Source organism: Xenorhabdus kozodoii, assembly GCF_002632875.1.
GTDB lineage: Bacteria > Pseudomonadota > Gammaproteobacteria > Enterobacterales > Enterobacteriaceae > Xenorhabdus > Xenorhabdus kozodoii.
In genome coordinates this window covers 114,801-129,812 of sequence record NZ_NJCX01000004.1, presented here as the reverse complement: position 1 = coordinate 129,812, position 15,012 = coordinate 114,801, and the positions used below count along the sequence as shown (strand labels likewise).

General features: G+C 43.6%; 15 protein-coding genes and 2 pseudogenes. 12 read left to right on the top strand and 5 right to left on the bottom strand.

The genetic code is table 11. The annotated features are described in order from the left end of the window. The 3 genes and pseudogenes from Xkoz_RS03905 to murQ all read right to left on the bottom strand — a co-directional run. Positions 1-127: pseudogene (locus tag Xkoz_RS03905) on the bottom strand (IS110 family transposase); the annotation flags it as partial. A 71-nt stretch (positions 128-198) separates the two neighbouring features. After that, a pseudogene (murP, locus tag Xkoz_RS03900) lies at positions 199-1,410 on the bottom strand (PTS N-acetylmuramic acid transporter subunit IIBC); the annotation flags it as partial. Between the two features lie 27 nt (positions 1,411-1,437). Next, on the bottom strand, positions 1,438-2,343 hold the full coding sequence (murQ, locus tag Xkoz_RS03895) for an N-acetylmuramic acid 6-phosphate etherase (protein WP_208615202.1): 906 nt from the start codon (positions 2,341-2,343) through the stop codon (positions 1,438-1,440). A gap of 971 nt (positions 2,344-3,314) precedes the next feature. Here murQ and Xkoz_RS03890 point away from each other — a divergent pair. Beyond that, positions 3,315-4,208 carry a LysR family transcriptional regulator gene (locus tag Xkoz_RS03890; protein ID WP_099140888.1) on the top strand — a complete coding sequence of 298 codons (894 nt, stop codon included), beginning with the start codon at positions 3,315-3,317 and terminating at the stop codon, positions 4,206-4,208. Between the two features lie 294 nt (positions 4,209-4,502). Here the strand turns inward: Xkoz_RS03890 and Xkoz_RS03885 are convergent, their stop codons facing one another. After that, a complete protein-coding gene (locus Xkoz_RS03885) occupies positions 4,503-6,458 on the bottom strand; it encodes an ABC transporter ATP-binding protein (protein WP_099140851.1) in 1,956 nt (651 codons plus the stop codon). 418 nt (positions 6,459-6,876) lie between these two features. Here Xkoz_RS03885 and Xkoz_RS03880 point away from each other — a divergent pair, with 418 nt between their 5' ends. After that, entirely contained in the window at positions 6,877-7,080 is a 204-nt protein-coding gene (locus tag Xkoz_RS03880) for a YheV family putative zinc ribbon protein (RefSeq protein WP_099140850.1), read from the top strand. A 144-nt stretch (positions 7,081-7,224) separates the two neighbouring features. Next, positions 7,225-7,761 carry a peptidylprolyl isomerase gene (gene slyD, locus Xkoz_RS03875; protein WP_099140849.1) on the top strand — a complete coding sequence of 179 codons (537 nt, stop codon included), beginning with the start codon at positions 7,225-7,227 and terminating at the stop codon, positions 7,759-7,761. Positions 7,762-7,891: 130 nt separating this feature from the next. Here the strand turns inward: slyD and Xkoz_RS03870 are convergent, their stop codons facing one another. Continuing rightward, complete coding sequence (locus tag Xkoz_RS03870) at positions 7,892-8,110, bottom strand: SlyX family protein (protein WP_099140848.1); 219 nt, start codon at positions 8,108-8,110, stop codon at positions 7,892-7,894. Between the two features lie 243 nt (positions 8,111-8,353). On the opposite strand from Xkoz_RS03870, the gene fkpA reads away from it, so the two are divergent. From fkpA to Xkoz_RS03825, 9 genes are all read left to right on the top strand, one after another. After that, on the top strand, positions 8,354-9,118 hold the full coding sequence (fkpA, locus tag Xkoz_RS03865) for an FKBP-type peptidyl-prolyl cis-trans isomerase (RefSeq protein ID WP_099140847.1): 765 nt from the start codon (positions 8,354-8,356) through the stop codon (positions 9,116-9,118). Positions 9,119-9,673: 555 nt separating this feature from the next. Continuing rightward, the gene (locus tag Xkoz_RS03860) at positions 9,674-10,396 is read left to right on the top strand and encodes a helix-turn-helix transcriptional regulator (protein WP_099140846.1); all 723 of its coding nucleotides are present in this window, start codon (positions 9,674-9,676) and stop codon (positions 10,394-10,396) included. Beyond that, positions 10,396-10,791 (top strand): sulfurtransferase complex subunit TusD, encoded by a 396-nt coding sequence (gene tusD / locus Xkoz_RS03855; RefSeq protein WP_099140845.1) that lies wholly within the window; start codon positions 10,396-10,398, stop codon positions 10,789-10,791. Before Xkoz_RS03860 ends, tusD begins: the two co-directional genes overlap by 1 nt. Before the next feature lie 42 nt (positions 10,792-10,833). Next, positions 10,834-11,193, top strand: coding sequence for a sulfurtransferase complex subunit TusC (tusC, locus tag Xkoz_RS03850; protein WP_099140844.1), 360 nt, complete (start codon positions 10,834-10,836; stop codon positions 11,191-11,193). A 19-nt stretch (positions 11,194-11,212) separates the two neighbouring features. Beyond that, positions 11,213-11,500: a sulfurtransferase complex subunit TusB gene (gene tusB, locus Xkoz_RS03845; RefSeq protein ID WP_099140843.1), complete on the top strand. Its 288-nt coding sequence runs from the start codon at positions 11,213-11,215 to the stop codon at positions 11,498-11,500. A gap of 192 nt (positions 11,501-11,692) precedes the next feature. After that, positions 11,693-12,067, top strand: a complete 375-nt coding sequence (rpsL, locus tag Xkoz_RS03840; protein ID WP_010848548.1) for a 30S ribosomal protein S12 — start codon at positions 11,693-11,695, stop codon at positions 12,065-12,067. 100 nt (positions 12,068-12,167) lie between these two features. Further along, positions 12,168-12,638 carry a 30S ribosomal protein S7 gene (gene rpsG, locus Xkoz_RS03835; protein WP_099140842.1) on the top strand — a complete coding sequence of 157 codons (471 nt, stop codon included), beginning with the start codon at positions 12,168-12,170 and terminating at the stop codon, positions 12,636-12,638. A gap of 94 nt (positions 12,639-12,732) precedes the next feature. Continuing rightward, entirely contained in the window at positions 12,733-14,841 is a 2,109-nt protein-coding gene (gene fusA, locus Xkoz_RS03830; protein ID WP_099140841.1) for an elongation factor G, read from the top strand. A 71-nt stretch (positions 14,842-14,912) separates the two neighbouring features. Further along, positions 14,913-15,012 (top strand): GTP-binding protein (locus Xkoz_RS03825; protein WP_234369306.1); only part of this gene is annotated, 100 nt, incomplete at its 3' end.

The window sequence follows — 15,012 nt, the reverse complement described above, 5'->3', positions numbered from 1 at the left end:
ATAAAAAATCCGTCAACTTAGAACGCGTTAACTTTTTACGTAACAAGGTATTACCTTGCTTATCTTGGCAGTGGATATGAAACGAATGTTTACCTAAATCAATACCGATTAAAGTGACGTTATTCATGATGGCCTCTTCCCAAAGAAAAACACCCTCTCAGCTTACCGCTCACAGGGTGGGGGTGACCATCTCATTAAGCCCCCTATGGCACCGCCGAGACAGGCGGTAACAAAAGGTTTGACTCTGGGAAGTGTGACGCCATAAATCAATGGTTCTCCAATTCCCAGCAGGCCTGGAATGATGGCACCTTTAATTTGAGTGCGCAGCAGGGAGCCTTTTGGGGCTTTTGCATATAACGCCAGTGCAGAGCCGACTTGCCCTGCTCCTGCCATCGCCAGAATAGGGAAAAGAGAATTGAATCCTTGTGCATCCATCAGCGCAAAATAGACGGGGACAAAGCCCTGATGCACACCAAACATGACAGCGATCAGGAATAGCCCTGCCAAGATGGCTGTACCGAAGGGATTGCCATTCAAGTTCATAAACAGCCATGACATCACAGTAAACAGATAACTTCCGACCGGCATAATGACGATAAAGGTAACCGCGCCCATGATAAGTAGGGTGACTGCGGACGTCAGGATCATATCCAGATCAGATGGCATGATTTTGCGGATCTGTTTTTCCACCCAGGCACCGAGAATACAGGCAATCAGTATCCCGATGATATTACCGCGTGGGTCAATGGCGAAGCCAAAGAAATGACTGATACCGGAATAGAATCCACTGGTGGCGTCGGCGTGATAACCCAGTACAAATAGGGCGGCGATGATGGCGCCGTTAACACCCGATCCGCCAAATGCTTTTTGGGCATTGTAGCCAATCAAGATGCCGAGAAAACTGAACATGCCTTTGCTAAAGATTTTCATATAGCCGACCATCTCAACCAATATCGCGTTGGGATGAGGTGCTTCTTTGACAAAAACCTGTTCTAACAGGGTAGCGAAACCCAATAACAGGCCGACGGCGATAAATCCGGGGATCAGGGGAGTAAAAATGGTGGCAAATTTAGCCAGAAATTTATGAATGGAACTGGATTGTTTTTCTTTGAGATGTTTTTTGTTTGAAGTGGCGATATCTTTTAACTTGCCAGAATCACTTAACAGTACCTTCATCATATCTGCTGCTGTCTGGGCTTTCCCAGGGCCAAGGACAATCTGGAGTTGGTCATCACTTTCGATGACGCCCAAGACACCGGCAATCTGCTTCAACCTGACGATATCGGCCAGTGAATCATCCCGCAGAGTTAACCGCAGGCGGGTCATGCAATTTCCACAGCGGGCAACGTTACCCGTCCCGCCAATGGCGTTGAGTATTTCAGCCAACCTATCCTGACTCATTTTAGCCATTTATAACCCCTTCTCAAGAGGCAATGATTATCGGTCTGTTGAGATAGCTGGCTGGATAAATCCTTGGTGTTCTGCCAGTAATGCTGCTGCCTCTTCGGCGCTGACACCCGATAAAATCATTACAATTGCGGTCTTGCAGTGACCATCACAGGCGCTCAGGGCCTGTTCTGCGATTTCCCTGTTGCACTCCGTGGCCGCCATGACAATCTGTTTCTGACGCTCGATTAACTTGGCGTTGGTGGCTTCTACATCAACCATCAAATTGCCATATACTTTGCCAATACGGATCATGGCACCTGTCGTGATCATATTGAGTATTAATTTTTGTGCCGTACCTGCCTTCATACGAGATGAACCGGTTATCACTTCTGGCCCTACGACCGGTGTGATGGCAATATCGGCTAATTGCACCATCGGACTGTCTGGATTGCAACTGATACAGGCGACAGTCGCACCCATCGATTTGGCATATTCCATCGCGCCTAATACATAAGGCGTTCGACCACTGGCAGCAATCCCTACCAGCACATCATTTTGATTAAAGTGTAGCCCCTTAAGATCTTCTGCACCTAATTGCCGATTATCTTCTGCATTTTCGACCGCTTTCAGAATAGCTTGATGCCCTCCGGCAATTAAGCCGATGACTTGTTCTGGTTTTGTACCATAAGTGGGTGGGCATTCACTGGCATCCAGGATACCCAGACGCCCGGATGTACCTGCTCCGCTATAGATTAAACGCCCTCCCTGACGAAATGCCTCGGCAACTTTATCAACCACACGGGCAACTTGAGGAAGTGTTTTTTCAACGGCAATAGCCACTTTTTTGTCTTCATTGTTGATAACGCGCAGCATATCGAGAGTTGAGCATTGATCAATGTGGCTGCTGGCGGGATTGCGGCTCTCTGTTATCATACTGCTTAAGTCGATTTTCATTATTTTTCTGCCGTATTTTAGGTAAACCAGATGATTTTAGCGAATGTGGTGGTCAAGATATTGGCATATCTGCATCCATTGAAACAAGCGGCTCATCAGGTTATGAATATACCAATCTAACTTCAATATGCGTGTGATTTCTCCCCGCGAAGCGGGGAGAAATCAGGTTTCATATAGTGTTGTAAATTGCAACTTGAAGTTTAATGCGTATATAAACGACAAAAATAAAGAAATGAAAGAGATGCCAATACAGAATATTCCGATATGAAAAAGATCAAGGTCTTGTTAAGACTAAGTGTATATTATCGCTATAAACCTATTACAAAGCCTGCCATTACTATGTAGAATATCATATTTTATGAGCGCTATTTTTTTTACTCGTTTTATGATGGTGGTTATCATTGTTGTTGTCTTTGATATAACGCTTTTCTTTATTAACGCGTAATAAGAGTAAATATTAAAATAGACGGAAAATAAATCATGGGTTGATTGTTGGTAATATAATGTTCGTGGTTTTCCTATTATTTATTGCATTATGCGAGTAAGCCGAATATATGCTTTTCTTTGTGTTTTTCAATTGAATGATCCGTGCAATGGTTTAGTGGAATGATATTTTTCATTCGCCATTTTTGACGCTTATTTAGAACGGCGTTTAAATTCCATAAATATTAATAACTCTGTAGTTTAAAAAATGAAAGGCGTGTTGATAGGTATGGAGAATCAGGAAAGATTTGTTTGGATTGGTAAAGGTATTACCCGAAATTGGTTTCAATTGAAAATCATTTCAATATGAAATTGAAACGTAATAATAATAAATTTTTGCGAAATTTACCCTTATTAACTAATATTTTATGAGTTAACTTTTTGACCAGTTTGCCTGATAAAAACTTTGGCAAAACACCAAGTTAAAGTGCTATCACCATGAATCTGTGATGTTTTGTAGTTACTCAACAATCATTGGGCTAAAGAACATGGATATACGCAATCTTGAAGCTTTTATCGTTTTGGCTGAGACTCTTAATTATCATAAGGCTTCTCAGAGGCTTTATCTTTCTCAGCCTGCCTTGTCGAAGAAAATACACGGGTTGGAAGATATTCTTGGTGCGTCACTATTTACAAGGGGGCCAAATGGAACAAAATTGACAGATTTTGGGCAGAAGACGTTGGAGAATGCCCGCAAGTTTTTAACTCACTATGAGAGATTCAAAAGCCAGGTCCATTTTGATTCAAAAGAGGATACGGTCAGACATTTATATGTCGGCTCTTGCTTTCCTATCCATCATTATTCTCAAATAGAGAAGCAGATCGTGGAAAAGAAAGGAAATGTTGTACTGTCATTAGTCACCGGGCTGTCTGTTGAGCAGCAGATCAGTTTGTTAAATGCAGGAATGCTACATGTTGCAGTCATGCCTCTTTCATCTATTATTGCCCAGTTAGAACCTAAAAAGGTGTTTACGGAAAGATTAGTCTATATCTTTAAGAAAGGAAGCCACCAGGCAGCTAAATTTAGAACAACCTTAAGTCAGTTTAGGAGTGGTATTTCTCCAACAAATTCATCAGAAAAAAAAGAGGTGATTGCGTTAACAGATTTTCTTAATGTTTTCCCTATTTATTCCGGTCAAGATATGAATTTGTTATTAAAGACGAGTGATATGATGTTGATGATTGAAATGATTACGAAAAATAATGCCTATACATGTGTGCCTAAGCGGATTATTAGTTCTATTTCTGAGTATTATATGGGTTTTTTAGACATTGTTGAAACGGATAAAAAAATTGATCTTGGTGTGGTATGGGCAAAATCAATAGATGAGCACTTGATTGAAGATGCTGAAAATTTTTCTACCTTAGTTGCTAATGTATAAATCAAGGGTGATTGTTTGTTTTCGATAGCCTATTTTTATTTGGTTTCCTATGAAAATAAAAACTTGATAAATAATTTATACCAGTTTTTTCAATAAGGAGTAAAAAGGAGAATAGGTACTTTAGGCATGTTCCAAATTATAAATCATCTTTTGCATTGATAAGTTGACATTTTTTATAGCGAGTATATTCGCTGTTTACAGGTGATTTTATATTTTTGTTTTGTAAACAGGGAAAATCATCGGGCATTGAATAACAATGCCCGATGCTATATCTGAAAATTTACCCCTGAAAAATTAAGTGACGTCTTGACTCGCATTAAATGCGGTTGTCATTTGTTCGAGCTGTTCCTGAATATCTAACCATTCCATTTCGATATCTTCTAATTTGGATTTTGTCTGCGTCTGCTGATACAGACATTCAGCCAGTTCCGTTTTACGGTCATTTTCGTAAAGCGTGTTATCTGACAGCTTTTCTTCTAATTTCGTCAACTCTGTGCCCAGTTTTTCCATCTTTTTTTCAAGGACTACAAGCTGCTTACGCAATGGTTGCGTTTGGTTACGGAACTCAGCTTCGCGCCGTTTTTGATCTTTACGCTCTTGGGCACTGTAATTTTGAGTGCTATCGGTTAAAGATACGCTATCCGATTTTGCTTTTTCCTGGCTATCCCGCGTTTGTTGGCGTTGCAGTTCAGCCAGCCATTGCTGGTAATCGTCTAAATCGCCTTTAAAAGGTTCGACTTTGCCATCATGCGCCAGATAAAGTTCGTCGGTTGTCGAGCGCAGTAAGTGCCTGTCATGCGATACGACGACTAAAGCCCCTTCGAAATCAATAATTGCTTCAGTCAATGCTTGTCTCATGTCGAGATCAAGGTGGTTGGTTGGCTCATCAAGCAAAAGGAGATTTGGGCGCTGCCAGATAATGAGCGCCAGAACTAAACGCGCTTTTTCACCACCAGAGAAACGCCCGCTGGGTTCAGTCACTTGATCGCCTTTGAAACCGAATCCCCCCAGATAATCCCGAAGTTGTTGTTCCATTTCTTGGGGAGCGATTCGGGATAAATGTTGCAATGGAGATTCATCTGCCCGTAGGTATTCCAACTGATGCTGTGCGAAGTAGCCCAGTTTAATGCCTTTCGATAAGGCAATTTCTCCATGCTGAGGTAATAGCTCTCCTGCCAGCAATTTTATTAACGTGGATTTACCCGCGCCATTGCGGCCTAACAAACCGATGCGTGAACCTGGCACCAGATTTAATTTGATCGAGTTCAGTACACTTTTTTCACCATAGCCAGCACTGATTTTATCCATGTTTAGCAGCGGATTTGGCAGATTTTCCGGCTGGCGGAAACTGAAATGGAAGGGATTATCGACATGGGCGAGAGCGATAAGCTCCATGCGTTCCAGCATTTTGATGCGGCTTTGTGCCTGTTTCGCCTTAGATGCTTTAGCGCGAAAGCGATCAATATAGCTTTGCAAATGCGCCACTTTTTCCTGTTGGCTTTGGTATAGCGCCTGTTGCTGGGCAAGTTTGGCGGCACGTTGCCGTTCAAAGGAAGAGTAGTTGCCGGTATATTCATAGAGATTCTGCTGCTCAATGTGCAGAATTTTATCAATAATGGGATCGAGAAAATCGCGATCGTGGGAAATGAGGATCAAGGTGCCGGTATAACTTTTCAGCCATTTTTCGAGCCAGATAACCGCATCCAGATCAAGGTGGTTGGTTGGTTCGTCGAGCAATAGTAGATCAGAGCGACAAATTAGCGCTTGTGCCAGATTGAGGCGCATACGCCAGCCACCAGAAAACGAACTGACAGGTTGCTCTAGCTGGGCTTGAGAAAAACCTAATCCGTGCAGCAGGCTGGCTGCTCTGGCACGGATAGTCCATGCCTGAATGGTGTCAAGTAAGCCATGCAGATGGGCGATGGCGTGACCGTCATTTTGTTCGTTGGCGATGTTGAGTTTTTGTTCCAGTTGCCGAAATTCGCGGTCACCATCGATGACATATTCCAGCGCTGATGTTTCCAGAGCAGGCGTTTCCTGGTTCACCCAGGCCAATGCCCAGTTGTTGGGGAATGTGACAGAGCCACCTTCAGCCTGAAGCTCATTTTTCAGTAATGCAAGCAAGGTTGATTTACCACAACCATTTTTGCCAACTAACCCGACTTTTTGTCCAGGGTTGATGGTTGCGTTAGCGTTGTCCAGCAGGACGCGAATGCCACGACGAATTTGCAGTGAAGAGAAAACAATCATAGATGTAGTCTATATATAATGTGTTAAGTTAATTGATAGTTAGATTTATATACCCGTCGCCTTTCAAGATGCGTTTTATATCTCCCCGCGCAGCGGGGAGATATAAGCACTTCCATTGGTTTGCAAACTGCAATTTGAAGTTGGATTGGTATATATTCTTCATCTTTCAAGTTGCTGCTTTGTTGACTGTGTTCCCCATACCAATCGTATATTGATATGCATAGTGATCGTTGATGAGTATAGTGATCGATGCGCCGCAATTTGAAATCTATTGGGTATATGTATTCAATTTTAAGTGCCTGATAGGCATGGTAGCGGAAAATAAGTGTCCTGACACGTTTTAGGGAAAACGAAAGAGGGTAAATGACGTTGTCAGCCAAAATAAGTAGGATGAATACGGATCGCGTTGGAGGGAATTATGCCAGTCAGTCGTAAGCGTTTTATTGCAGGGGCTGTTTGCCCAAAATGCCAATCACAGGATACGTTGGCAATGTGGCAGGAGAATAAAGTTGATGTTGTTGAGTGTGTCCACTGTGGTCATATACAGCGGCAGACAGATGAAGCTGTCACATCTCATCTCCGGGAACAAGAACAGGTTATTGGGATCTTTACACCACAGTGATTCAATACACGTACAATAAATTGTGGATAATTTTGCCATTGCCTAGGTACAGTAATGTAGAATTCCGTTACAATTGACCCCCTTTTTTGAGTAGTAAAAATTTTCCCTCACGATTTTTTTCCTTCGGGTTATGTAGGAGTTGTCATGAAAGTAGCAAAAGACTTGGTGGTCAGTTTGGCTTATCAAGTAAGAACAGAAGATGGTGTTTTAGTTGATGAGTCCACAGTGAGTGCACCGTTAGACTATCTACATGGTCGCGGTTCTCTAATCAGTGGATTGGAGAAAGCAGTGGAAGGTCGTGAAGCGGGTGAACGTTTTGATGTGAGCGTAGACGCAGCAGATGCATACGGCCAATATGATGAAAGCTTGGTTCAGCGTGCACCAAAAGAGGTGTTTGTTGGTGTGGATGATCTTGAGGTTGGTATGCGTTTTCTGGCTGACACCGATCAGGGACCTATTCCAGTAGAAATCACGGCGATAGAAGGTGATGAAGTGGTTGTTGATGCAAACCACATGCTGGCTGGCCAAAATCTGAAATTCAATGTTGAAATTGTCGCGATCCGTGAAGCGACCGAAGAAGAATTGGCTCATGGTCATGTACACGGCCAGGGTGGCTGTGGTGATCATGGTCACGACCATGATCACGACGAACATGGATGCTGCGGCGGTGGCTGCCACTAAGATGAAATCAGGGCTAACTGAAAATTGTGGGTAATCCGAAATATCAGTTAGCAGAAAAAGGGAAGCACGTTATGAGCTTCTCTTTTTTGATTTGCTATCTCAACCTTCCTTGGCAGAGATTTTCCTGATATCAGTAATGGGGGGGCGGAGTTTCCTCAGAAAGGGGGGCAATGATAGATGTCTGGTGATTTTTCAGACGTTCAGAAATTAATTTTAGTTGTTCTTTCAATCTGTCAGTTTCGATCTGTTGCTTTATCACTTCCTGATTCAATTCTTCAATAGTGGCTTCTTGATAGGCCAGTTTGCTTTCTAGTTGCTCAAATCTTCGTTCAAATTCAGATAATTCCATTATCTTTCCTCCTATCTTTGCTCAATTAATTAAATGGTAGGTCGATTACTCAGTCAAGGTGACACTATAATACTCAAAACAGTCAGTGAAATAGGATATTACGAAACCTCTTTACTTTAATGTTGTCTCAACGATTTAATTGCAGGGTATAGCAAATATTGTCATTGGTTTCCTTAGACAGTTATAGTAAATGTTATGACCTATGCTGATGGTAACCCCCACCCAAACTTATTGGAGAATAGGATGAAATCATTGTTTAAAACAACGCTGCTGGCAACGACTCTGGCGGTGGTATTTAGTGTCCCTCAGGCTTTAGCTGCTAACACCGAAACCAAAGACGCAATAAAACTGAATAGTGCTTTTAAAACAGTAGAACAGCAAAATTCTTATGCTCTGGGGGCTTCTCTGGGGGGCTATATGGCCAACTCATTGCAAGAGCAGAAAACGATCGGTATCAATTTAGAAAAAGAACAGTTGCTGGCTGGTGTTACTGATGCGTTAAATAATAAAACCAAACTGACGGATAAAGAGATTCAGGAAACGCTGACAGCCTTTGAATCTAAAGTCAAAAGTGCTGCATTAGCCAAGGCAGAAAAAGAAGCCAATGAAAATGGCGAAAAAGGCGCCAAATATCGCAAAGAATTTGCTAAGCAAGCCGGCGTAGTGGAAACCAAAACTGGGCTGCTTTACAAAATTGAAAAAGAAGGCACGGGTAACGCTCCTAAAGAGACTGATACTGTCGTTGTTAACTACAAAGGTTCTTTGATTGATGGTCAGGTCTTTGACAGCTCTTATGATCGTAAAGAGCCGTTGACAATTCGCTTGGACAGCGTTATTCCTGGTTGGAGAGAAGGCTTACAGCATGTGAAGAAAGGTGGAAAAATCACATTAGTGATCCCGCCTAAGCTGGCTTATGATCAGGCAAATTTACCTAAAATTTCAGCGAATTCTACTTTAGTTTTCAATGTTGAATTACTGGATATTAAGCCTGCTGCTAAGGCAAAATAACTTCTGTAATAATGAGAAGATGACATTGGCAGGAGCTTAAAGCTCCTGCTTTGTCATACATTTCTTTTACCTTTCAATTGACGGCTGATATTTACCTCTATCTGATGAGTAATAAGCATGGATAAAGCGCAACGGATTTATTTGCTCATTATTTCCCACGGTATTAAATGAGACATTGCGTTTCGTATTTTAGGGGGATTCAGCATAAAGCGGTGATAAATCTCTGCGGTATATTCAGCAAGAGCTTGACGGCAGTTCGATGTGGTTTTAACGTCACTAGTCTGAATAGAATATAGGACAAACATTTTTAATTGTTCGTTCTTAGAACCTATCACATAAGGCTATTTAATTTGCTATTTTGAATTTGGCCTGTGCTTGAGATTTTCACGTACTTTATGTACGTTCCAATTTCTGTGTATAGTCCAGATTCAAACTACTTGTAACAGTAAGTATTTACCCAAGTAGGCGCTAATTTGCAGTAATGTGATCTTATAATAAATCTTGCCCTGATGTTTTTGGTGAGGCAAAGTCTGAATTTGAAGGATGGTGTATTACATGTCTACCCCGCTATTAACTGGTGATCACAGTGATATTGATTTACTGGAAAACCAACCCTTTAGTGAAACTGATCACGAAATTTTAAAATCTTATGAAGCTGCTGTTGATGGCCTGGCTATGTTGATTGGTGGGCATTGTGAAATCGTTCTTCATTCACTGGAAGATCTTAAATGTTCAGCCGTCAGAATAGCTAATGGTGAGCACACGGGACGCCAGATTGGCTCTCCGATTACGGATCTGGCGTTGCGAATGCTGCATGATATTACGGATGAAGACAGTAGCGTTTCTAAGGCGTATTTTACACGGGCAAAAAGTGGTTCGTTGATGAAATCTGTCACGATTGCTATCCGTAATCGTCAGCGTCGAGTCATCGGGCTTTTGTGTATCAATATGAACCTTGATGTGCCTTTCTCCGAAATTATCCAGACCTTTATCCCGCAAAAAAACCATGAAGTGGCTTCAAACGTCAATTTTGCTTCTTCCGTGGATGATCTGGTAGCACAAACTCTGGAATTCACTATTGAAGAAGTGAATGCTGATCGCAATGTTTCCAATAATGCGAAAAACAGACAGGTCGTGCTGAACCTTTATGAGAAAGGTATTTTTGATATTAAAGATGCGATTAACCAAGTCGCTGATCGTTTGAATATCTCCAAGCATACGGTATACCTCTATATTCGCCAGTTTAAAAATGGTGAATGCGCCAGTTCGGAGAAGTAATGTCGTCACTGTCTTATTGCCTGCTGGTCACTGGGCCAGCTTACGGTACTCAGCAAGCCAGTAGTGCTTACCAATTTGCCCAGGCATTGATCGCCTCAGGCCATAAGCTGCATAGCGTGTTTTTTTATCGCGAAGGTGTCCAAAATGGCAATCAATTGGTTGCCCCTGCCAACGATGAGTTTGATTTGGTCAGGGCCTGGCAGGCATTGGCAGTCCAGCATCAGTTCGATCTGTTTATCTGCGTTGCGGCGGCGTTGCGGCGTGGTGTCGTAGATGAACAGCAAGCCCGCGAATTGAATCTGCCTGGCGCTAATTTAGCGGAAGGTTTTGAACTTAGTGGGCTGGGGGCGTTGGCAGAAGCCATGATGCTGTGTGATCGTGTCATACAATTCTAACGTTGTTTAGGTCTAGTGTTGTTTAGGAACCCGTGGGTATCGATGAAAAAAATTGCCTTTGTTTTTACTGAAGCTCCCCACGGCTCTTCTGCGGGTAGGGAAGGGCTGGATGCACTGCTTGCAACATCGGCATTGACTGAGCAGATCGGGGTATTCTTTATTTCTGATGGCGTATTTCAATTATTAGCTAATCAGCAGCCGGATAACATATTGTCTCGTGACTACATCTCAACCTTTAAGCTTTTGCCACTTTATGACATTGATAAATGTTATGTTTGTCTGGATGATCTGGTTATTCGAGGTGGCAATCCAGCAAGCCATTTTGTGCTGGAAGCTGAGTTTCTCTCTGCTGTGGCAATCAGGGAATTGTTGGCAGGCTATGATTTTGTGTTGAAATTTTAATCTATTTCAGGCGTGTAATATGTTATATACTGTCAGTCGCTCACCTTACCATGATGACGTCAATGCAATGCTTGGTCTTGTATCGGATACCGATGATATTCTATTGATGCAAAATGGCGTGTTACTGGGCATTAATGAGAATCGCTATTTGACTGAGTTGCTCCGTACTGGGGCAGGCATTTATGTTTTGAAGGAAGATTTAGCTGCACGAGGGTTGATAGAACAGATTTCAGACGGTGTAATGGTGATCGATTACAAAGGCTTTGTTAGCTTAACGGTAAAACATCAGCAAAATTTTGCCTGGTAGCCGTGACGGGGAAATTTAAAGTGCTTTTTCAGCCCTTTTACCCGCCCCGCATTTTACCCGCGAAAAACTGTATATTTCTTGACACCTCGTCAAGTCAGCAATAAAATTCCGCGTCCTCTCGTTTTGTCATCATGATAGAACGAGGGTAAAATCCGTGTTTACGAAGCAAAAAAACCAGGAGCTTTTTTAATAATGGCAACTATTAATCAGCTGGTTCGCAAATCTCGTAGCTCGAAAGTTGTGAAAAGCAACGTTCCAGCTCTGGAAGCTTGCCCGCAGAAACGTGGCGTATGTACTCGTGTATATACTACCACCCCTAAAAAACCAAACTCCGCATTGCGTAAAGTATGCCGTGTGCGTTTGACTAACGGTTACGAAGTTTCTTCCTACATTGGTGGTGAAGGCCACAACTTGCAGGAACACTCCGTTATCCTGATCCGTGGCGGTCGTGTTAAAGACTTGCCAGGTGTGCGTTACCACACCGTTCGCGGCGCTCTGGACTGTGCCGGCGTTAAAGACCGCAAACAAGGTCGTTCTAAGTACGGTGTGAAGAAGCCAAAGGCTTAATGGTTCTCCGTTAAGTAAGGCCAAACATTTTTCACATTAAAATGTCAAAATAAACTCGTAGAGTTTTGGACAACCCTGAAATTCGAAACGGAGTATTTCCATGCCACGTCGTCGTGTAATTGGTCAACGTAAAATTCTGCCAGATCCAAAATTCGGATCTGACCTGCTGGCCAAATTTGTAAATATCCTGATGGTAGACGGTAAGAAGTCTGTCGCAGAAGCAATTGTATATGGTGCGCTTGAGACCCTGGCTCAGCGTTCTGGTAAAGATCATCTGGAAGCATTCGAGCTGGCACTGGATAACGTGCGCCCGACTGTAGAAGTTAAGTCTCGCCGTGTTGGTGGCTCTACTTATCAGGTTCCAGTTGAAGTTCGTCCGGTTCGTCGTAATGCTCTGGCAATGCGTTGGATCGTTGAAGCTGCTCGTAAACGCGGTGATAAATCCATGGCTCTGCGCCTGGCGAATGAATTATCTGATGCGGCTGAAAACAAAGGCGCTGCTGTGAAGAAACGTGAAGACGTTCACCGTATGGCAGAAGCTAACAAGGCGTTCGCACACTACCGTTGGTAATCCGTTGGTTGGTAACTCATCGGCAGTGAATATGTTCTGGGTAGCTACTCTGCTACCCGTTCTCTAATATTGAACGCCCACGAGAGAGGAAAAAATGGCTCGTAAAACCCCTATAACTCGTTACCGTAATATCGGTATCAGTGCGCACATTGACGCGGGTAAAACCACTACCACCGAACGTATTCTGTTTTACACTGGTGTAAGCCATAAGATCGGTGAAGTTCATGATGGCGCAGCTACGATGGACTGGATGGAGCAGGAGCAAGAACGTGGTATTACCATCACGTCTGCTGCGACTACCGCATTTTGGTCTGGTATGGCTAAACAGTTTGAGCCACACCGTGTCAACATCATCGACACCCCAGGCCACGTTGACTTCACTATCGAAGTAGAACGTTCCATGCGTGTTCTTGACGGTGCTGTCATGGTTTACTGTGCAGTTGGTGGTGTTCAGCCACAGTCTGAAACTGTATGGCGTCAGGCGAACAAATATAGCGTTCCACGTATCGCGTTCGTTAACAAAATGGACCGTATGGGTGCGAACTTCCTGCGCGTGGTTGAGCAGATCAAAACGCGTCTGGCTGCTAACCCTGTTCCTCTGCAATTGGCCATCGGTGCAGAAGATACTTTCACCGGTGTTATTGATTTGCTGAAAATGAAAGCAATCAATTGGAACGACGAAGATCAGGGTATTACCTTCGAATACGAAGAGATCCCGGCTGACATGCTTGAGCTAGCTCAGGAATGGCATCAGAACCTGATCGAATCCGCAGCAGAAGCATCAGAAGAGCTGATGGATAAATATCTGGGCGGTGAAGAGCTGACAGAAGACGAAATCAAAGCAGCTCTGCGTAAACGTGTTCTGGCTAACGAAATCATTCTGGTTACCTGTGGTTCTGCATTTAAGAACAAAGGTGTTCAGGCGATGTTGGATGCGGTTGTTGAATATTTGCCAGCACCAACTGACGTTGAATCCATCAAAGGTATGCTGCCAGACGGTAAAGACACTCCGGCAGAGCGTCACTCTAGCGATAACGAACCATTCTCTGCTCTGGCGTTCAAAATCGCGACTGACCCATTCGTGGGTAACCTGACTTTCTTCCGTGTTTACTCTGGTGTTGTTAACTCTGGTGACACCGTACTGAACCCAGTAAAAGACAAGAAAGAACGTTTCGGCCGTATCGTACAGATGCACGCCAACAAACGTGAAGAAATCAAAGAAGTTCGTGCAGGCGACATCGCTGCGGCGATCGGTCTGAAAGATGTCACCACAGGTGATACTCTCTGTGACATGAACTCTCCAATCATTCTGGAGCGCATGGAATTCCCAGAGCCAGTGATCTCTGTTGCTATCGAACCGAAAACTAAAGCTGACCAAGAAAAAATGGGTATCGCTTTAGGTCGTCTGGCACAGGAAGACCCATCATTCCGCGTAAGCAGTGATGAAGAGTCTGGTCAGACGATTATCGCAGGTATGGGTGAACTGCACCTTGACGTTCTGGTTGACCGTATGCGTCGTGAATTCAACGTTGAAGCGAACGTAGGTAAACCTCAGGTTGCTTATCGTGAAACTATCCGTGCTTCTGTTGAGCAGGAAGGTAAACACGCTAAACAGTCCGGTGGTCGCGGTCAGTATGGTCACGTTTGGTTACGTATCGAGCCTCTGGAAGCCGGTGGCGCAGGTTACGAATTCGCAAACGAAATCGTCGGTGGTGTTGTTCCTAAAGAATACATTCCAGGCGTTGACAAAGGCGTTCAGGAACAGCTCAAGAGCGGTGTTCTGGCGGGTTATCCAATCGTTGACGTCAAAGTTGCCCTGTTCGATGGTTCTTACCATGACGTTGACTCTTCAGAAATCGCCTTTAAAATTGCGGGATCCATGGCATTTAAAGAAGGCTTCATGAAAGCGAAACCAGTTCTGCTGGAACCTATCATGAAAGTTGAAGTGGAAACACCAGAAGACTACATGGGTGACGTCATCGGTGACTTGAACCGTCGCCGTGGTATGATCGATGGTATGGATGATATAGCGACGGGCAAAATTGTTCGTGCTCAAGTACCATTGTCTGAAATGTTTGGTTATGCTACTGACCTGCGTTCTCAGACCCAAGGTCGTGCTTCTTACTCCATGGAGTTCTTGAAGTACAACGAAGCGCCGAGCAACGTCGCTCAGGCTATTATCGAAGCTCGTAAAGCTAGATAAGTTTTCGAGTTTACTATCTTTTTAGCTCCCTCATCTCAGTGAACGGGGGAGCGGTATTAAGGAATAGAGTCGTGTCTAAAGAAAAGTTTGAACGTTCAAAACCGCACGTTAACGTTGGTACTATCGGCCACGTTGACCACGGTAAAACTACCCTGACTGCAGCAATCACCA